Origin of the sequence: Pseudomonas sp. TTU2014-080ASC, assembly GCF_001446935.1 — a bacterium.
Lineage (GTDB): Bacteria > Pseudomonadota > Gammaproteobacteria > Pseudomonadales > Pseudomonadaceae > Aquipseudomonas.
The window spans coordinates 255,235-274,727 of the sequence record NZ_LKKK01000001.1; the positions used below are offsets into that span (position 1 = coordinate 255,235).

Below are 19,493 nucleotides of genomic sequence, written 5' to 3' on the forward strand. Positions count from 1 at the left end.
GGCAACGGAACGCCTGAGTTAAACACCTGACACCAGCAATACCGCAACACCGTCTTTGTGCCGCAGACCTGAGCGGCACGTTACTGATGAGAACATCGCAAATGGCCTTACTCGAACTGGAGCGCATCAGCGCACAGTACCCCGGCACGGCCGAGCCGGTACTGACGGACATTTCCCTAAGCCTTGGTCCACAGCAATTGCTGGTTGCCCTCGGCCCTTCCGGCAGCGGTAAAACCACCCTGCTCAACCTGATTGCGGGCTTTGTAAGCCCCAGCGCTGGCCGCATCAGCCTCGACCAACACCCTGTCACAGGCCCCGGCGCAGAACGCGGCGTGGTGTTTCAGGACGACGCCCTGCTGCCCTGGCAAAACGTACTTGAGAACGTCTCATTCGGCCTGCAACTGGCCGGCGTAGGCCGCGCCGAGCGCGAAACCAAAGCCCGAGAATTGCTGAAACTGGTCGATCTGGCCGGTTTTGAAAAACGCAGAATCTGGGAACTCTCCGGCGGCCAGCGTCAGCGCGTCGGCATTGCCCGCGCACTTGCTGCCGAACCCCGCGTACTGCTGATGGATGAACCCTTCGGCGCGCTGGACGCCTTCACACGCGAGCAGATGCAAGAGTTGCTGCTGCAAGTCTGGCAGCGCACCGCCAAACCAGTTTTTCTGATCACCCACGACATTGAAGAAGCCGTGTTCCTGGCCACCGATCTGATCCTGCTGTCGCCCAATCCGGGCCGCATCAGTGAGCGACTGAGCCTCGACTTCGGTAAGCGTTACGCCGCTGGCGAGAGCGCCCGAGCGATCAAGTCTGATCCCGATTTTATTGCCACCCGCGAGCATGTGCTTGCGCAGGTATTTGCAGAACGCCAGGGGAATCGCCCATGAGCAGCTTTGAATACATTTACTCCAACGATCAGACCGAACAGCCCAAGCGCCGCGCCCCGCGTCAGCTCAGCCTGTTCGCCATCAGCAGCCTCAGCGTAGGTTTCCTGCTGTGGAGCTGGTGGGCGGTTACCTACTTCGGCTTCATCGAGCCGCTGTTTCTGCCCAGCCCGCAGGCTGTGCTGGAGCGCGGCTGGGTGGTGCTGACCCAAGGCTACATGGGCAGCTCACTGTGGGAGCATCTGGCAGCTAGCTTGCAACGCATCAGTATGGCGCTGGTTGCTGCGGTACTGACCGCGATTCCGCTGGGCATCGCCATCGGTTATAGCCGCATCGCACGCGGCATTTTTGATCCGCTGATCGAGTTCTACCGGCCCATTCCGCCGCTGGCGTACTTGCCGCTGATCGTGATCTGGTGCGGTATTGGTGAGCTGTCGAAGGTGCTGCTGATCTTCCTCGCCATCTTCGCCCCGATTGCCATTGCTACAGCCACCGGTGTGCGCAACGCCGACAAGAGCAAAATCCGTGCAGCCCAAGCTTTAGGCGCGACTCAGGCACAACTGATTCGCCATGTGATTCTGCCCAGCGCCCTGCCCGACATCCTCACCGGCATCCGCATTGGCCTCGGTGTGGGTTGGTCGACCTTGGTTGCTGCTGAGCTGATCGCCGCCACCAGCGGCCTGGGCTTCATGGTGCAATCCGCCGCCCAGTTTCTGGTTACTGATGTGGTGATTCTGGGGATTCTGGTTATCGCCCTGATCGCCTTCGCTTTAGAGCTGGGCCTGCGCGCCCTGCAACGCAAACTTGCACCCTGGCACGGCCAGGCACACTGAGTTGGACGAATTTAGATGAGCATTCAAATTACCCAATTGAGCCCGGCACTGGGCGCGCAGATTGACGGCCTCGACCTGAGCCAGCCGCTGAGCGCCGAACACATAGACGCCATCGAACAAGCCCTGCTTACCCATCAGGTGCTGTTCTTCCGCAACCAGCCGATCACGCCCCAGCAGCAGGCCGACTTCGCCCGCTACTTTGGTGATCTGCACATTCACCCGATTTACCCCAACATCCCCGATCAACCGGAAGTGCTAGTTCTCGACACCGCCGAAACCGACGTACGCGACAACGCCATCTGGCACACCGACGTGACGTTCCTTGAGGAACCGGCACTGGGCGCTGTACTCGCGGCCAAGCAACTGCCGGCGTTTGGCGGTGACACACTATGGGCCAGCAGCAGCGCAGCGTTCGATGCGCTGTCCAAACCGCTGCAACAGTTGCTCGACGGCCTCACCGCCACTCACGACTTCACCCGCTCCTTCCCGCTGGAGCGCTTCGGCAACACGCCAGACGCCCTGGAGCGTTACCACGAGGTGCAGCGTAAGCATCCGCCGCTGACCCATCCGGTGGTGCGCACGCACCCGGTTACCGGGCGCAAAGGCCTGTTCGTTAATGAAGGCTTCACCACCCGCATCAACGAACTTGAGCCTGCCGAAAGCGAAGCGCTGCTGAAGCTGCTGTTCGCCCACAGCACCAAGCCTGAGTTCACCATCCGCTGGCGCTGGCAGGAGAACGACATCGCCTTCTGGGACAACCGCATCACCCAGCACTACGCCACTGACGATTACCGCCCAAACCGCCGCGTGATGCACCGCGCCACTATTCTGGGTGATAAGCCGGTCTGATCCACTGTTTGCAACAGCACGAAGCGCACCCGCCATACAGGCCGGTGCGCTTTTTTATTTGGCTTGGTAAGTACGTCCAACCGGCCAGTGTTTGGCATCTATGTTTATGCAAAAAAACTCTTTTAGATAAGAATATTCCTAGGTTTAAGGTATATGGACCGGACCACCGGAGCAGCTCGTTTTTGATTTTGCTTCGGTGCCCGTCTTCTTTGCGTGGGCCGATGCACCACCTAAAAGAAGAGGAATTCATGGCCAGTCCGACCACCCTTGAGGACACCGTTTCCCACCCGGAAACCCTGCCAGAGACAGCCGCAAACAACGCCCAACCAGACGTTGCCCGAGCCGCTGCTGTCCCTTTGTACCCCGCAAAAATCCTGCAAACCGATGAACAAGCCATCGCTGCCGCCCATGAGCTGGCAGAGGCCGCACAGTTACAGGCGATCCAGCGTGACCGCGAGCGCAAACTGCCCTGGGAGCTGGTCGAACAGTTCACCCGCAGCGGCCTCGGCAGCATTGGCATCCCCCGCGAATTCGGTGGGCCGCAGCTGTCCTACGTCACGATTGCCGAGGTGTTCCGCATTATTTCCACAGCGGACCCGTCACTGGGGCAAATCCCGCAAAACCACTTCGGCCTGATCGGCCTGATCAACGCCGCAGCCACGCCGAGCCAGCGTCGGCGCATCTTTGAAAGCGTGCTCAACGGCTGGCGCATCGGTAATGCCGGGCCGGAGCGCAACAGCAAGCACACCCGGGATATCCGCGCCCGTCTTGAAGAGAAAGATGACCACTGGTTTATCAACGGTGAAAAGTTCTACTCAACCGGCTCCATCTTCGCCCACTGGATCGCGGCCAAAGCACTGGATGAAAAAGACCAACCGGTGCTGGCGCTAATCCAGCGCAAGCGCCCCGGCCTGCGCATCGTCAACGACTGGTCCGGGTTCGGCCAACGCACCACCGCCAGCGGCACCGTCTTTCTGCATAACGTGGAAGTTGATGAGGAGAACCTGATCCCCCTCGCACCACTGGCTGATCGACCGAATATTCAGGGTGCCTTCTCCCAACTGATTCAGGCCGCCATTGATACCGGCATCGCCGCCGCAGCCCTGCGCGACACCATCGCCTTTGTCCGGGAAAAGTCCCGCCCGTGGATTGATGCCAACGTCGAGCGCGCCAGTGATGACCCGTACGTGATTGCCGATATCGGCCGCCTGCAGATCAGCCTGCATGCGGCTGAAATTCTCCTGCGCAAAGCGGCGCGGGTGCTGGATGAAGTCACTCAAAAGCCGATTGATGCCGACAGCGCTGCCCGCGCCTCGATAGCCGTGGCAGAGGCCAAAGTGCTGAGCACGGAGATCAGCCTGCAAGCCAGCGAGAAGTTGCTGGAGCTGGCCGGCAGCCGCGCCACCCTTGCCGAGTTCGGCCTGGACCGCCACTGGCGCAACGCCCGCACCCACACACTGCACGACCCGGTGCGCTGGAAATATCACGCCATCGGCGCCTACCACCTCAATGGCAGCCGTCCTGCCCGTCATTCATGGATCTGACTGATGAACGCTCCCCTGCATAACAAGCCCTACCTGATTCGCAGTGATGCCGAAGCCCTTGAGGTGGCCGAACGGCTGGCCGAGTCCTTTGCCAGCGAAGCCTCCCAACGCGACCGCGAACGCCTGCTGCCTCATATTGAACTGGAACAATTCAGCCAATCAGGTCTATGGGGCATCAGCGTGCCCAAAGCCTACGGCGGCGCGGGTGTGTCCAGTGTCACCGTGGCCAAGGTCATCGCCCGTATTGCCCAGGCAGACAGCTCCCTCGGGCAAATTCCGCAAAACCATTTCTATGCGCTGGAGGTGCTGCGCATCAACGGCACGCCTGAGCAACAAGCGCGACTCTACTCCGACGTGCTGAACGGCCAGCGCTTCGGCAATGCCCTTGCCGAGATTGGCACCAAAACCGCGCTGGATCGGAACACCCGGCTGGAGCGCGATGGCGACAACTTCCGCATAACCGGCCGCAAGTTCTACTCAACCGGCGCGCTGTACGCCCAGCGCATCCCTACGTTGGCGGTGGATGAGCACGGTGTCGGCCATCTGGCCTTTGTCCCGCGCAATGCGACCGGGCTTGAGATCATTGATGACTGGACCGGCTTCGGCCAGCGCACCACCGGCAGCGGCTCGGTGGTGCTGAGTCAGGTGCTGGTGGCAGCCGACGATGTGGTGCCGTTCCAGAGTGCCTTTGAGCGCCCGACAACAGTCGGCCCGTTTGCCCAACTGCTGCACGCCGCGATTGATACCGGCATAGCCCGCGCCGCCTATGAAGACACCCTGAAATTCGTGCGCAGCAATGCCCGCCCATGGATCGACTCCGGCGTCGACAAGGCCAGCGACGACCCGCTCACCCTCAAAGCCATTGGCAAACTGGTCACCCAACTGCACGCCAGCGAAGCGCTGCTGGAATGGGCTGGCGAATTTGTCGATGCAGCCCAGGCCAACCCGACCACCGAAAGCGTGGCGCAAGCCTCAATTGCCGTGGCCGAAGCGCGGGCGATCAGCACTGAAGCCTCGCTGAATATCGCCAGCAAATTGCTGGAACTGGCAGGCAGCCGCGGCACCCTCGCTCACCATAACCTCGACCGCCACTGGCGTAACGCCCGCACCCACACCCTGCATGACCCGGTGCGCTGGAAGTATCACGCGGTCGGCAATTACTACCTCAACGACACCCTGCCACCGCGTCGGGGGACCATCTGATGGCTGAGAAACAGATTCTCCTCAACGCCTTCAACATGAACTGCGTGGGCCACATTCATCATGGCTTGTGGACCCACCCGCGGGACAACTCCAGTCAGTTCAACAGCATTCAGTACTGGACTGAGCTAGCCCAATTGCTGGAGCGCGGCCTGTTCGACGGGTTGTTTATTGCCGACATTCTCGGCGTGTACGACGTGTACCAGCAGTCCGTCGACCTGCCCTTGCAGGAGTCCATCCAACTGCCGGTCAACGACCCGCTGCTGCTGGTGTCGGCCATGGCGGCGGTCACTCAAAACCTGGGCTTTGGCCTGACCGCCAACCTCACCTACGAGCCGCCCTACACCTTCGCCCGCAGGCTTTCCACGCTGGATCACCTGACTAACGGCCGGGTCGGCTGGAACATCGTCACCGGCTATCTGGAGAGCGCCGCCAAAGCCATGGGCCTGAGCGAGCAGATCGAACACGACCGTCGCTACGATCAGGCCGATGAATACCTGGAAGTGCTGTACAAGCTGCTTGAAGGCAGCTGGCAGGATGACGCCGTGGTGGTTGACCGCCAGCGCCGCGTGTATGCCGAGCCGGGCAAAGTGCACAAGGTTCGGCACCACGGCGAGTTCTATCAGGTCGAGGGCTACCACCTCAGCCAGCCTTCGCCGCAGCGCACGCCGGTGCTGTTTCAGGCTGGTTCTTCCGCTCGCGGCCAACGTTTTGCCGGGCAGCATGCCGAGTGCGTATTTATCGGCGGGCAGAATCAGGCAGCGGTGCGCGAACAGGTCAAACAGGTTCGCGCCAGTGCCGTTGCGGCAGGTCGCACGGCGGATTCGATCAAGGTGTTTATGGGCATCAGCGTCATCGTCGCCCCGACCGAAGCCGAGGCCCGCGACAAACACGCCGAATACCTGCGCTACGCCAGCCCGGAAGCGGGCTTGGCGCACTTCTCCAGCTCCACCGGGATCGACTTCTCAACCTACGAGCTGGACGAGCCAATCCGCTACCAGAAGACCAACGCCATCGAGTCGGTGGTGAAGGCCTTTACCGCCAAAGACAGCGGCTGGACCAAGCGCCGCCTGCTAGAGCAACACGCGCTGGGCGGTCGCTACCCGGTCATCGTCGGTTCGCCGCAGCAGGTCGCCGATCAGTTGCAAAGCTGGATCAGGGAAACCGGGCTGGACGGCTTCAACCTCACCCGCATCGTCGCCCCGGAAAGCTATGCCGACTTTATCGAACTGGTGATCCCCGAGCTGCAAAGCCGGGGCGCCTACAAAACCCAATACGCCGAAGGCACGTTGCGCCACAAGCTGTTCGGTCACGGCCCGCGCCTGCCGGATAACCACAGTGCGGCCCACTGGCGCTCACCGGCCAACCTGAACCAATCCAACCAGAAAGCTCACCTTAACCACGCCATTCTTAACCTGCTTTAGCCTGACAAGGATGCATCTATGCGCAGCGCCATTACCCGCCTCACCTTCACCACCCTGCTACTCGCCAACGCCTTTGCCTTTGCTGAGCAACCGCTGAAACTCGGCTCCACCGCTGCTTTTGTCCAGCCGCTGGAAGTGGCGGTAGCTGAGGCGAAAAAACAAGGGCTGGAGGTCGAACTGATCGAGTTCAACGACTGGATCGCCCCTAACGTCAGCCTCGCCAATGGCGATATCGACGTGAACTACTTCCAGCACATCCCCTTTCTGGAAAACGCCAAAGCCGCATCCGGATTTGATCTGGTGCCATACGCGCCGGGCGTGATCAACAACGTGGGGCTGTATTCGAAGAAGTACAAAAGCTTCGATGAGCTGCCCCAAGGCGCCCGCGTCGCCATCGCCAACGACCCGATCAACAGCGGACGCGGCCTGCAACTGTTGGCCAAAGCCGGGCTAATCACCCTCAAGCCCGGTGTCGGTTACAAGGCAACAGAAGACGACATCCTGACCAATCCGAAAAACATAAACATCATCCAGCTCGAAGCCGTGCAGCTGGTTCCGGCCTACGATGACGTGGATCTGGTGCAGGGTTATCCAGCCTATATCCTCCAATCCAAACTGTTCGACGCGACCTCGGCGCTGCTGTTTGACGGGCTGGATCACCCTGAATATGTCATCCAGTTCGTCATCCAGCCCAAGAGCCGGGACGACGCACGCCTGAAGAAATTCGTCGATATCTACCAGCACTCGCCGGTGGTGCGCGCCGCGCTGGATGAATACCTCGGTACGCAGTATCAGGCCGGCTGGGAGCGCTGAACATGAGCGGCTTTCAGACTCACGTGGAGCAAGCCGCCCTCACCGTTGCGCCGCCGCACTTGCACTTTCACGGTGTAAGCAAGCAGTACGACAACGGTGTACACGCCCTCAGCAATATCGAACTGGAGATAAAGCACGGCGAAATCTTCGGCATTATCGGCCGCAGCGGCGCGGGCAAATCCTCCCTGCTGCGCACCATCAACCGCCTGGAACAGCCCAGCAGCGGGCAGATCCTAATCAACAACAGCGACATCGGCCTTTTGGATGAAGGGCAACTGGTGCAGCTGCGCCGTCGCATCGGCATGATCTTCCAGCACTTCAACCTGATGTCCGCCAAAACAGTTTGGCAAAACGTCGAACTGCCCCTGCGCGTGGCCGGTGTGCCGAAAGCCCAGCGGCAACAAAAGGTGCGCGAACTGCTGGAACTGGTCGGCCTGCAAAGCAAGCACAAGGTCTACCCGGCGCAACTCTCCGGCGGGCAGAAACAGCGCGTCGGCATCGCCCGCGCCCTGGTGCACGACCCGCAGATTCTGCTGTGCGATGAAGCCACCAGCGCCCTGGACCCGGAAACCACCCAGTCGATCCTCGCCCTGCTCCGGCAGATCAACCAGCGTCTGGGCCTGACCATCGTGCTGATCACCCACGAGATGGCCGTGATCCGCGAAATCTGCGACCGCGTGGTGGTGCTCGAACAAGGCCATATCGTTGAACAAGGCCCGGTCTGGCAAGTGTTCGGCGCGCCGCAGCACGAGGTCACCCAAACGCTGCTGACACCCTTGCGCCACGCCCTGCCGGACGACCTGCAAGCCCGTCTGCAAGATCACCCCACCAGCCCGGAGGATGCGCTGGTTCTGCGCCTGCAATTTGCCGGTGATAAAGCCGAGCCAGACCTGACCGCCCTCGGCCAAGCCCTCGGCGGCAGGCTTCGTCTGCTAGATGCAGGTATTGAACGCATACAGGGCCACGCATTGGGCTACCTGCTGCTAGCGGTCAGCGGATCACTCCACAGCCGCGATCAACTGATCCAACAGGCACAACAACTGGCCAGCCAAACGGAGGTACTCGGCTATGTCGATCCTATTTGAACGCCTGTGGCAGGGCTTTCTCGACACACTGCTGATGGTCGGCGTGTCGTCCTTTCTCGCGTTGCTGGCAGGGATTCCGCTGGCGGTGTTTCTGGTCACCAGTGGCAAAGGTGGCATCTTCGCAGCGCCCCGGCTGAATCAAGTGCTGGGCAGCATCGTCAACCTGTTCCGCTCCATCCCGTTTCTGATTCTGATGGTGGCGCTGATCCCCTTCACCCGCCTGATCGTCGGCACAACCTACGGTGTGTGGGCGGCTGTCGTCCCGCTGACCATCGCTGCCACGCCGTTCTTTGCGCGCATCGCCGAAGTCAGCTTGCGTGAAGTCGACCACGGCCTGATCGAGGCCGCCCAAGCCATGGGCTGCCAGCGCTGGCATATCGTCTGGCACGTCTTACTGCCCGAAGCCCTGCCCGGCCTTATTGGCGGTTTTACCCTGACCTTAGTCACCATGATCAACTCCTCCGCCATGGCCGGCGCCATCGGCGCAGGCGGCCTCGGCGACATTGCCTACCGCTACGGCTACCAACGCTTCGACAGCCAGGTGATGTTCACCGTGATCGTCGCGCTGGTGGTGCTGGTGAGCGTGATTCAGTACGGCGGGGATCGGTTGGCGAAGGGGGTGAATCGGCGGGGGTGAATGAGGATTGGGGTGTGCTGATAGCGCCTTTCAAGCTCCAAACGACGGCTCAAGCATCACGAATAAAGATATATAAGACATTAACGGCTAGCTTAAATGAATGCTCAATAAGTTCAGCTATGGGGGCTACTTTGAGCAACATAACGTTTGGTTCAAGAGATAGCTTTGGCCCATCCCGAGTGAGCGAAGCGAACGGCTAGAACTAGTTGTTGGACGACAACGTTTCATTCGTCCAGCTACTAATGGGAGCTTTCTTTTCTAAAAAATAAGCACCTAATAATTTATTTAGATAATGACCGCGGTCGAAAATTATTTATAAATCGCCCAAACCACTGACAAGCGATTGGGTCGTTTATCTCTGACGGAAATTATATTTATACATTGTGGAATCGGCTCGACCTGGTATATACGAAGCGAAAAACATAGGCGCTAATTAGCTCTGCAGACCCCAGCGAATGTTATTCATTAGCTCAGCCAACTAATTACCGTAATAAAAAATGGCGGTTGCAAGAGCTGATTGCAACACGGAATTGAAGTTGGAACATCATGCCGCATAGCCAGTGCTTCCTGCATCACCTCGCCCATAACTTCGATCGGGCATTTGAAGTCGAAGCGCTTGCGTGGTCGCATGTTCAGTTGCAGCGCGATAGCGTACAGCTCCTTCTGACTGTGCACCGATAGGTCTGTGCCCTTGGGCAGGTGCTGGCGGGATTAGGTCATTGATGTTTTCGTTACTACCGCGTTGCCAAGGGCTGTACGGGTCGCAGAAGTAGATTGCCACACCGGTTTTCTGGGTGATCTCGGCGTGCCGCGCCATCTCCCTCCTTTGGTCGTAGGTCATGCTCCTACGCAGTGTCAGCGGCATGCCATTGAGAGCTGCACTGAAACCTTCCACCGCCGAGGTCGCTGTCGCGTCATTCAGCTTTACCCGCATCAGGTAGCCACTGGTGCACTCCACCAACGTGCCTACAGACGAGGCGTTGGCCTTACCTTTCATCAGATCGCCATCCCAATGCCCTGGCATCAGCAGGTCTTCGATCTCCGGCGGGCGCACATGAATACTGCCCATTTTTGGAATCTGGCCACGCCGATCTACACCTCCGGAGCGCGGTCTGCGCGTCGCCTTACTGCGCAGGCAGATGATCGGCTCCTTGCGCAGCTCACCGACCGGCAGGGCATAGATCGCGTTGTAGATCGTCTCGCGACAGACGTAGGCTTCTCGAAGGCTGGGGGCTCATGTGACGCAGATTGCCGGCAATCTGCTCGGGAGACAGACGTTCATGCAGCATATGGGCTACTAACTCGAAACGCTCGCTCCCAAGCAGCAACTTTCATCTGGGCGACAGAATTGACGGCGAGCCTTCATCTGCTCTTGGGCAGTGCGGCAGCGTAGCCACCACTGGCATTTCGATTGCGGCTTAACTCACGACTTATGGTCAAAGGTGATCTATCGATCAGGCGAGCAATCTGACGCAGACTGAGCCCTTGGGAACAGCCGATTTGGATAGTGGCGCACTCTTCAACGCTGAGTTCGGTATAAGACATAGGGGCAGCACCGTACCGGAAGGTCAGGTGTTGCAGTCAGTTTTTGCCGCGGTCAATTAATTCTCTGCTAGATGCTCTCTAAAACTCTCTAGCGCAAGCGAAATCGAGCTAGAACCCGGTAGCTCCGGAAGTCAGTCATAAGCATATGAATTTATAGTTGATCGCATGTTCCCGAGTTACTGATAGCTTAATCAGCGAAAGACGTCATTGTTCCTGCTGGCCAACAGAGCGGGTCATGTTTCAACGGATGAAAGTTGCACGCGGGCTTCAAGGACGATAGACCTCTCAGCATTCGCCACATGGCCACTGGGAAATCGCTATGCCTGTTTGAAGTCCATTCAATTGGATTGATAAACGGTACCTGACATGACGGCTACTCTGAAATACTCACCTTCGCGGCTTGCACCAGCCGCACCACACTCCCTAGATATATTCGAACTTAAAGAATCCAATGTTCGCTCTTATTGCCGGGACTTCACCGCCACCTTTCACACTGCCGAAGGATCGACCCTGACCAGCGAACAGGGTCAAGTGTTCATTGATTTCTTCAGCGGTGCGGGGGCTCTGAACTACGGGCACAACAACCCGGTCTTGAAAGCCGCGCTGCTCGACTATATCGACAACAATGGCATCACCCATGGCTTGGATTTCAAGACAACTGCCAAGAAATACTTCTTGACGGCGTTCGATGAACAGATCCTGGCACCACGGAACTTGAAATACAAAGTCCAGTTTCCGGGCCCCACTGGCACAAATGCGGTGGAGGCCGCGATCAAACTGGCCCGCAAGTACACCGGCCGCCAGAACATCGTGGCATTCACCAACGCGTTCCACGGTATGTCCCTGGGCAGTCTCGCTTTGACCAGCAACCCGCGCAAGCGAGCCGGTGCAGGTGTCACCTTGAACAACGTAACGTTCATGCCCTATGACCGGTATTTCGGCGACGATCTGGACACCTCGTTGTATTTGGCCAACATGTTGCGCAGCGGCAGCGGCGTCGATAAGCCCGCCGCCATCGTGCTCGAAACAGTGCAGGGCGAGGGCGGTGTAAACAGCGCTTCTGCCGCGTGGGTGCAGGCGGTGCAGCGTATCGCCCATGAGCATGACACTCTGTTTATCGTCGACGATATCCAGGCCGGCTGCGGCCGCACGGGGGACTTCTTCAGCTTCGAGGCTCTGGGTGTCACCCCGGATATCGTGACCTTATCCAAATCCATCAGCGGCTATGGCTTGCCACTGTCCCTTGTTTTGCTGGCTCCCCATCTGGATGTGTGGGAGCCGGGGGAACATAACGGCACGTTTCGTGGCAACAATCTGGCGTTTGTCACCGGCAAGGCGGTTATCGATCACTATTGGAGCGATGCGAGTTTTACCCGTGTGCTTCGCAGCAAGACCGATTTGCTGGAGCAAGGGTTGCTGACGTTGTCCGAACGCTTTGCCGCAAAGGCACCTAATCGCCTGAAAGGGCGTGGGTTCTTCAGAGGCATTGAGTTTCAGGACAAGGATCTGGCGCAAAAGATTGCGGCACAGGCTTACGCGGGCGGGCTGATTCTTGAAACGTCTGGCATCGACAACCAGGTCTTGAAGTTCCTTCCGGCACTGACCATACCTCCCGCGCAGATCACGCAAGGTTTGCACATACTCGAGCAGGCTTTTGCCGAGGTGACCGAGCCATGAGTGATCAAGTCATTACCCGCCATGCGTCACTCGACGATGCCGAAGCCATCGCACCATTGTTGGACAAATACCGCCAGTTCTATGGTGAAAGCTCCGACCTGGCACGCTCGCTGGAATTCATTAAACAGCGTTTCTTTTTGGGCGAATCCGTCATTGTGGTTGCCGAGTTCAATCATGAAATCATTGGATTCACGCAGTTATATCCCAGCTTCTCAAGTGTCACACTGGAGCGCCTCTGGATACTCAATGACTTATATGTCGAAACCTCCAAACGCAAGAAGGGGGCAGGGCTGGCCTTATTGAATGCGGCAAAGGCATTCGCGCAGACAACTAACGCCAAACAATTGTTTATTGAAGGCGCAGACGATAACCCACGAGCACGAGACCTTTATACTCGATTTGGATTTATCGAGAACACGGCATACCACTATTACCATCTTCCGTTAAAGACATTCCAGGGATAGGAGCTTTACCATGTCAAACACTGTTTTCGATGTTGTGGGTATTGGTTTTGGCCCCTCCAATCTGGCATTGGCCATTGCGCTCGAAGAGTCGGCATCGGCGCTGACGTATCGTTTCCTCGACGCCAAGAAAAAGCCGGACTGGCAGGACGAAATGCTGCTCAGCGGATCGGATATCCAGAACAACCCGTTACGGGATCTTGTGACGCCGCGCAATCCACGCAGCCGTTATGGTTTCGTCAATTACCTGAAAGAAACCGGTCGTCTGTTCGACTACCTCAATTTGCCGCTGACGTATCCGCTGCGACGGGAATATGCCGAATACATCAAATGGGTCGCTGGCCATTTTCTCGGCGATGTGGAGACATCCGCGTTCGTGCAACAGGTCGAACCGCTGTTGTTCAAGGGAGAGCAGGTGTGGAAGGTCACCTATAACGATCAGCGGGTCATGTACGGTCGCACTCTGGTGCTGGGCACCGGGCGTACGGCGAATATCCCGGCGGTATTCGAAGGCCTGATCGGCCCCCGTGTGTTCCACCTCAATCACTATCTGGAGAACATCGACAAGCTGCCCTCGAGCGCGCAGCGTATCGGAGTGGTGGGTTCCAGTCAGAGTGCGGTGGAGATCGTTCTTGATCTTACAGCACGATTCCCGGACAAGAATATTTATTCGCTGCACCGCAGTTTCAGCTTCCGGCTCAAGGACACCAGCCCGTTCAGTGACAAGGTGTACTTCCCGGAATTCATCGACTACTACTTCGGCCTGACGCCTGAAGCCAAATCGCGGCTGGACAAGCAATTGCGCGGCACCAACTACAGTTCCGCCGACGAAGATGTCATCAACGCGCTGTACGTGCGCATCCATGAGGAAAAACTGCAGGGCAAGGAGCGCATCAGGATCCTCAATAACATCGCCATCGGACAGGCGCACATTGATGCGTCGGGTCAGGTGCAATTGGCACTCAAGGAGGTCAATCAGCTGACGCACTCGAGCCTGACGCTGGATGCGCTGGTCCTCGCTACCGGTTTCAAGGACATCGCAGACAAGGAAAACGGCGAGTTGTACCCACCGTTGCTAGCGCCCCATCACCGCCGGTTCCGCACGGATGCCCAAGGAGCCCTGGTGGTCAATCGCGATTACAGCCTGACAGCTTTGGATGACTTGCCGGCGGTGTTTCTCAACGGGTTGTGTGAAAGCTCCCACGGGCTGGGGGATGCGGGCTCGTTCAGCCTGATTTCCTTGCGGGTGGAGCACATTCTTTCGGCCCTGGAGAAAAACCTGGAGCAGGTCGAAACCCCAGTGCAAGCATTGGCTTGATGCCACCCGGCAGCAGGCCGTCCGGGCTGCTGCTTCTAACAAGGAGGTTTTATGTTCACTGCAGCGTTGATTTATATCCTGGCGGTCATAAGCCCGGGACCGAACTTCATCATTGTCAGTCGATTCTCCTCACTGGGCTCGATTTCCACCGGGCTCGGGGCGACGTTGGGCATCTGCACCGTCGGTGTCTTCTTCTCGACCATTTCCCTATTGGGGCTGGCGGCATTGCTGCATGAGTATCCGGCCTTTTCCAAGGTCGCTACCTTGTGTGGTTCGACGTACCTGCTCTACATCGCCTACAGCATCATCAAAAGCGTGTTGGCAAAAAATACCGGCACCACCGAAAGTACTGCCGTTGGCGTCACGAGCTTCGGCAAGGCTTATCGGGTGGGCATCATCACCAACATCAGCAACATGAAGACGATCGCCTTCATGATCAGCATCTACGCCGGTTTTCTCTCGTCGCCGCGCACCGACATCGAAAAGGTCCTGGTGGTCGCGCTGTGTTCCACCCTCGAAGTCATCTGGTATTCCACAGTGTCGTTGCTCTTCGGCCAGGGCCCGATCAAGGCGCTGTTTCTCAAATACACCCGGCAGATCGACATAGGCCTGGCGGTATTTCTGGTGGCGTTCTCTCTCAACAACGCCATTCCAGTCTTGATTGCCAGTCGGTGAGGGTGCGTCATGGAATGGAACGATGTACTCAAGGAAGTGAGCGTGCGCTTCAAATATCGCAGTTGGTTGTTGATCGATGTGCCTCGTGATGACTTGCCACTGAATCGCTTGATACGAAACGTGGCAAACGATTACCGCCAGGTCTCTCTGGTTCTCGACTGCGGCCTTGAAGACGTTTTTTCTATCGTAGACGCCTTGGGGCCGGGGGTCAGCTATGCGGCCTCGTTGCAAGCGGTCAGGAGCGAGGTTGAAGCTGTGGTCGCGGGATTACCGCAGGAGGTTACGCATCAGGGGGGGATTACCCATCCTTTTCGGTTGACGTCAGTCACAATCTGATTCGAACGCTGCTAGCCGATCAAAAACGCTCAGATCAGTTGCTTTTTCGGCTAGATATTGTGGCAATAGCCAGCCGACAGTACAGACATCACTGATTTCGGGACTTCTGTCAGGCGAGAGACAGCTTGGTGGATAAACCGCTGTGCGGCCTTATTCACCCTACAGGGTGCATGCGGGGCACGTAAAAGTAGGGTGGATGACGCTTTTTTCATCCACCAAGCGAAGGTTAGAGCGTCGCAAGTTTCGGGGTTTGAGTTGGGCGCAAGACCGCTGGTGGATAAGCCGCTTTGCGGCCTTATCCACCCTACCGTCCTGACGTTTTATTCATCCACCAAGGCATGTAATTCCTTAAGCCTTCACCACCCGCCGATAGCAATCTTCCGGGCCCAGCACCTTGCCAGAGGTTGAGCACACGCTGATGGTTTGCACGGGTTCGGCTTGGTCGTTATCGAGGAGTTGCGAATAGCTTTCGCCTTCGGCGAACAGGTAGCGCTCGCCCCACTGGCGCAGGCTGACCACGATGGGGAACAGGGAGCGGCCCATTTCGGTGAGGACGTATTCTTTGTAGGCGCTGCCGTCTGAGGCGGGTTGCAGTTCAAAGATGCCCAGCTCCACCAGCTTTTTGAGTTTTGCGCTGAGGATGTTTTTCGCCAGGCCCAGGCGCGATTGGAACTCGCTAAAGCGGCGTACGTCATCATAGGCATCGCGGATGATCATCAGCACCCAGCGGTCGCCAATGGCTTCCAACGCACGGGCGACGGGGCATTCGCTTTCCGCGAGGATGGGTTGTCTGGCCATGGTTCTCCTGCCTTTGGCTTTGTACGAAAAGCGCCTGTGCGCGACGATTTTCGGACAAGACCTTATCTGTTTGATTCAGTCACAGCATAAGTACAGATCAAAACGATATGAGAATTATCTGTACATCCATCAGGGCTTCAGCAAACCATAAGTGGTTTCTTTTTGAAACCAAAATAGGAAGGAAGCCTGAATGCCACAGACAGCGGAAGTTGAAATCGCCCCGGATAACCCTGCAAAGCCCGCTTTGTCACTAAGCCGCGCGCAGACCCTGCTCTTCGCCACCACCTGCGCTCTGGCCGTGGCGAACGTCTACTTCGCTCAGCCGCTGCTGGAGTCCATGGCCCGCGACCTGTCGGTGACGACAGCGGCCATTGGTGTGGTGGTCACCGCTACCCAGATCGGCTACGCAGCTGGCTTGTTGCTGGTGGTGCCGCTGGGTGACTTGCTCAACCGTAAACGACTGATTCTCACTCAGATTCTTTTGTCCGCTGGCACGCTGTGTGCGGTTGGCTTGTCCCCGAACCTGCCCGCCCTGCTCACTTCGCTGCTGCTGGTGGGTTTGCTCGCGGTGGTGGTGCAGGTGGTGGTTGCTTACGCGGCGGCGCTGGCCAGCCCGGATCAACGCGGTCAGGCTGTCGGCACGGTCACCAGCGGTGTGGTGCTGGGCATTCTGTTGGCGCGCTTTATCTCCGGTGCGGTGGCTGATCTGGCCGGTTGGCGCGGTGTGTATTTTGTATCGGCGGCCTTGATGCTGGCGTTGGCTGTGTTGTTGTACCACAGCACTCCGGCCACGGGCGCGGCACCAACTACCGGCGGTTACTGGCCGTTGTTGCGCTCCACCTTTGCGCTGTACAAAACCGAGCGCACCTTGCGGATTCGCGGTGTGTTTGCGCTGCTGATTTTCGCGGCGTTCAGCGTGCTGTGGACGTCCATGGTGCTGCCGCTGAGCGGGCCGCCGCTGTCTTTGTCGCACACTCAGATCGGTCTGTTCGGTCTGGCCGGGATTGCCGGAGCGCTTGCCGCCGCCAAAGCTGGGCAACTGGCTGACCGTGGCCTGGGCAATCACACTACCGGGTTTGCCTTGGCGCTGCTGACGCTGTCCTGGCTGCCCACGGCTTATGTTGAGCACTCCCTTATTGCCATGGTCGTGGGGGTAATTCTGCTGGATTTCGCCGTGCAAGCCGTGCACGTCACCAACCAGAGCCTGATCTTCGCCGCACGGCCGGATGCCCACAGCCGCTTGGTTGGTGCATATATGGTCTTCTATTCCATTGGCAGCGGCCTTGGCGCAATTGCGGCCACTTATGCCTATGCCCAGGGCGGTTGGAACAGCGTCTGCCTGTTAGGTGCAGGCATCAGCGCAGTTGCCTTTGTGTACTGGTTTTATCTCAACCTGACTGACCGCGAGGCACGCCCATGAAACATGTACATCTTTTACTGGCCGTGCTGATAACGGCCATTTGGGGCTTCAACTTCTCGGTGATCAAACTCGGCCTGACCACAGTTGACCCGTTTATTCTGGCCGGGATTCGCTTCACCCTCTGCGCCCTGCCTGCGGTGTTTTTTATCCGCAAACCAGACGTGCCGTGGCGCTATTTGATTGGCTACGGGCTGGTGTTTGGCGTCGGGTTATGGGGCATCGTCAATCTCGGTATCAAGGTCGGCTTATCCGCAGGCATCGCCTCGCTGGTTCTGCAATTCAGCGCCTTTTTCACCATATTGCTGGGTGGCTGGGTGTTCAGGGAGTCGCTCAACCGCTTTCAACTGCTGGGCATACTGGTCGCCTTTGCCGGGCTGCTGTGCATCATCGGCATCAGTGACGGTTCGGTGTCTCTGCCCGGCATTCTGCTGGTCTTGCTGGGCGCTGCCTCGTGGAGCGTCGCCAATGTAATCAGCAAAAAAGCCAATACCCGCGAGGTGTTTGGCTTTCTGGTCTGGTCCGGTCTGTTCGCCCCTATTCCCCTGTTTGCACTGGATTACGCCCTGCACGGCAGCGCCGGTTACAGCGCGCTGGCCAACCAGATCGACACAACCGCTGTGCTGTCGATCCTGTTTCAGGTCTACCCCAATACGCTGTTCGCCTACTGGATCTGGAATTCGCTGCTGAAGACCTACCCAGTGTACACCGTTGCGCCGCTGTCGTTACTAGTGCCGGTATTCGGCATGCTCGGCTCGGTGCTGATATTCGCTGAGGCTGTGCCGCTGACAAAAGCACTGGCGGTTCTGTTGATTCTGTTGGGGCTGACTGTCGGGCTGTATGGGCAGCGGATGGTGAATGCGCTGGCCGCTGGGTTTAGGCGCCCGACCAGTAAATAGCTGTCTAGTCCTGAAATAGGTTTACACCTGCATTAACCCTTTGAGCAGAACCGCTTGAGTGTCACTCAGGAGGAAGGCTCAGAGCCTCCATCGAATCAGTGCTTGAGCATCTGAAAAAACGAATCAATGAAACACTCAAAGCGATCCAACAACACTTTGACGACAACGACGATCTTCGCGGCCAGCGTGATCTGCTGACCAACATCAATGGCATTGCGGACACGACTGCAGCACTGATCCTGGCTGAGCTGGGTGATATCCAGCGTTTTGAAGCAGCCGTACAGTAACGGCATTTGCAGGTCTCAATCCCAGAGTATTGGAGTCGGGCACGCTCACCGCCCTGCCCCGTGGCTCCAGCGGGCGTAGAGGCCGCGGGCGGTGGCGTCGAGGAGGAAGCCGAGGACGCCGATCAGCAGCACCATGGCCATCAGTTCGGAGTACGCCAGGCGGTCGCGGGTGTCGAGGATGTAGTAGCCGAGGCCGGCGCTGACTCCTAGCATTTCGCACGGTACCAGCACAATCCAGAGAATGCCGATGGCCAGGCGCACGCCGGTGAGGACGTGGCCGAGGACGCCGGGGATTACGACGCGGGTCAGGGTTTCCCAACGGGAGGCGCTGAGGCTGCGGGCCAGTTGCAGCCAGCGGGCATCGAGTTGTTTGACTCCGGCAGCGGTGTTGAGCAGGATCGGCCACACGGCTGCGAAGGCCAGCAGGAAGTAGATCGGCTGGTCGCCCACGCCCATCAGCATCACCGCGATCGGCATCCATGACAGCGGCGAGATCATCCGTAAGAACTGGAACGCCGGAGTGGTCGCCCACTCCAGATTGCGCCAGCTGCCCACCAGCAAACCCAGCGGCACGCCGATCAGCAACGCCAGCGCCAGACCAATACCGATACGTTGCAGGCTGACCAGCACATGCTCCGCCAGCTCTGGCCGTTGCAGCAGTTCAAACAGGCTCAGCAGTGTGGCTTGGGGCGTAAACAAGGCCGACAAGCCATCACCGGCAAACAGCGCCATCAGCAGCCACCACAGCGCGAACAGGCTGATCAGCCCCAGAATGCCCAGGCCCCAGGGCCTGAGCTGGGTGCGCAGCAGATCA

18 protein-coding genes and 2 pseudogenes are annotated in these 19,493 nt (G+C 58.3%); 17 read left to right on the plus strand and 3 right to left on the minus strand.

All coding sequences use genetic code 11. The annotated features are described in order from the left end of the window. Window positions 1-101: 101 nt before the first annotated feature. From tauB to AO726_RS01220, 9 genes and pseudogenes are all read left to right on the plus strand, one after another. Window positions 102-884 carry a taurine ABC transporter ATP-binding subunit gene (tauB, locus tag AO726_RS01180; RefSeq protein WP_058066219.1) on the plus strand — a complete coding sequence of 261 codons (783 nt, stop codon included), beginning with the start codon at window positions 102-104 and terminating at the stop codon, window positions 882-884. Further along, on the plus strand, window positions 881-1,714 hold the full coding sequence (gene tauC / locus AO726_RS01185; RefSeq protein WP_058066220.1) for a taurine ABC transporter permease TauC: 834 nt from the start codon (window positions 881-883) through the stop codon (window positions 1,712-1,714). The genes tauB and tauC overlap by 4 nt, the downstream gene beginning before the upstream one ends. A gap of 15 nt (window positions 1,715-1,729) precedes the next feature. Then, window positions 1,730-2,563: a taurine dioxygenase gene (gene tauD, locus AO726_RS01190; RefSeq protein ID WP_058066221.1), complete on the plus strand. Its 834-nt coding sequence runs from the start codon at window positions 1,730-1,732 to the stop codon at window positions 2,561-2,563. A gap of 248 nt (window positions 2,564-2,811) precedes the next feature. Continuing rightward, a complete protein-coding gene (locus AO726_RS01195) occupies window positions 2,812-4,107 on the plus strand; it encodes an SfnB family sulfur acquisition oxidoreductase (RefSeq protein ID WP_082629055.1) in 1,296 nt (431 codons plus the stop codon). Window positions 4,108-4,110: 3 nt separating this feature from the next. Further along, window positions 4,111-5,310 carry an SfnB family sulfur acquisition oxidoreductase gene (locus AO726_RS01200; RefSeq protein WP_058066222.1) on the plus strand — a complete coding sequence of 400 codons (1,200 nt, stop codon included), beginning with the start codon at window positions 4,111-4,113 and terminating at the stop codon, window positions 5,308-5,310. Beyond that, window positions 5,310-6,731 (plus strand): LLM class flavin-dependent oxidoreductase, encoded by a 1,422-nt coding sequence (locus AO726_RS01205; protein ID WP_058066223.1) that lies wholly within the window; start codon window positions 5,310-5,312, stop codon window positions 6,729-6,731. The genes AO726_RS01200 and AO726_RS01205 overlap by 1 nt, the downstream gene beginning before the upstream one ends. An 18-nt stretch (window positions 6,732-6,749) precedes the next feature. Further along, complete coding sequence (locus AO726_RS01210) at window positions 6,750-7,544, plus strand: MetQ/NlpA family ABC transporter substrate-binding protein (protein WP_058066224.1); 795 nt, start codon at window positions 6,750-6,752, stop codon at window positions 7,542-7,544. Window positions 7,545-7,624: 80 nt separating this feature from the next. Continuing rightward, window positions 7,625-8,629 (plus strand): annotated as a pseudogene (locus AO726_RS01215) (methionine ABC transporter ATP-binding protein); the annotation flags it as partial. Continuing rightward, window positions 8,613-9,266 carry a methionine ABC transporter permease gene (locus AO726_RS01220; RefSeq protein ID WP_162491569.1) on the plus strand — a complete coding sequence of 218 codons (654 nt, stop codon included), beginning with the start codon at window positions 8,613-8,615 and terminating at the stop codon, window positions 9,264-9,266. The pseudogene AO726_RS01215 and the gene AO726_RS01220, both read left to right, overlap by 17 nt. Before the next feature lie 528 nt (window positions 9,267-9,794). Here the strand turns inward: AO726_RS01220 and AO726_RS01225 are convergent. Next, a pseudogene (locus AO726_RS01225) lies at window positions 9,795-10,811 on the minus strand (IS30 family transposase); the annotation flags it as partial. Window positions 10,812-11,177: 366 nt separating this feature from the next. Between AO726_RS01225 and ectB the strand changes: the two are divergent. The 5 genes from ectB to AO726_RS01250 are packed head-to-tail and all read left to right on the plus strand — an operon-like array spanning window position 11,178 to window position 15,278. Further along, window positions 11,178-12,488: a diaminobutyrate--2-oxoglutarate transaminase gene (ectB, locus tag AO726_RS01230; RefSeq protein ID WP_058066226.1), complete on the plus strand. Its 1,311-nt coding sequence runs from the start codon at window positions 11,178-11,180 to the stop codon at window positions 12,486-12,488. Beyond that, complete coding sequence (locus AO726_RS01235; protein WP_058066227.1) at window positions 12,485-12,952, plus strand: GNAT family N-acetyltransferase; 468 nt, start codon at window positions 12,485-12,487, stop codon at window positions 12,950-12,952. The genes ectB and AO726_RS01235 overlap by 4 nt, the downstream gene beginning before the upstream one ends. Window positions 12,953-12,962: 10 nt before the next feature. Further along, window positions 12,963-14,267: a SidA/IucD/PvdA family monooxygenase gene (locus tag AO726_RS01240; protein WP_058066228.1), complete on the plus strand. Its 1,305-nt coding sequence runs from the start codon at window positions 12,963-12,965 to the stop codon at window positions 14,265-14,267. Between the two features lie 51 nt (window positions 14,268-14,318). Further along, the gene (locus AO726_RS01245; protein WP_058066229.1) at window positions 14,319-14,942 is read left to right on the plus strand and encodes a LysE family translocator; all 624 of its coding nucleotides are present in this window, start codon (window positions 14,319-14,321) and stop codon (window positions 14,940-14,942) included. Window positions 14,943-14,951: 9 nt separating this feature from the next. Then, window positions 14,952-15,278 carry a hypothetical protein gene (locus tag AO726_RS01250; protein WP_058066230.1) on the plus strand — a complete coding sequence of 109 codons (327 nt, stop codon included), beginning with the start codon at window positions 14,952-14,954 and terminating at the stop codon, window positions 15,276-15,278. 348 nt (window positions 15,279-15,626) lie between these two features. Here AO726_RS01250 and AO726_RS01255 read toward each other — a convergent pair whose 3' ends face one another. Then, complete coding sequence (locus AO726_RS01255) at window positions 15,627-16,076, minus strand: winged helix-turn-helix transcriptional regulator (RefSeq protein ID WP_058066231.1); 450 nt, start codon at window positions 16,074-16,076, stop codon at window positions 15,627-15,629. 190 nt (window positions 16,077-16,266) lie between these two features. On the opposite strand from AO726_RS01255, the gene AO726_RS01260 reads away from it, so the two are divergent. From AO726_RS01260 to AO726_RS21560, 3 genes are all read left to right on the plus strand, one after another. After that, on the plus strand, window positions 16,267-17,496 hold the full coding sequence (locus AO726_RS01260; protein ID WP_058066232.1) for an MFS transporter: 1,230 nt from the start codon (window positions 16,267-16,269) through the stop codon (window positions 17,494-17,496). Continuing rightward, a complete protein-coding gene (locus AO726_RS01265) occupies window positions 17,493-18,392 on the plus strand; it encodes an EamA family transporter (RefSeq protein ID WP_058066233.1) in 900 nt (299 codons plus the stop codon). The genes AO726_RS01260 and AO726_RS01265 overlap by 4 nt, the downstream gene beginning before the upstream one ends. A gap of 98 nt (window positions 18,393-18,490) precedes the next feature. Next, window positions 18,491-18,679 carry a transposase gene (locus tag AO726_RS21560; protein ID WP_058066234.1) on the plus strand — a complete coding sequence of 63 codons (189 nt, stop codon included), beginning with the start codon at window positions 18,491-18,493 and terminating at the stop codon, window positions 18,677-18,679. Window positions 18,680-18,724: 45 nt separating this feature from the next. Here the strand turns inward: AO726_RS21560 and AO726_RS01275 are convergent, their stop codons facing one another. After that, complete coding sequence (locus tag AO726_RS01275) at window positions 18,725-19,486, minus strand: ABC transporter permease (RefSeq protein ID WP_058067061.1); 762 nt, start codon at window positions 19,484-19,486, stop codon at window positions 18,725-18,727. Between the last annotated feature and the right edge of the window lie 7 nt (window positions 19,487-19,493).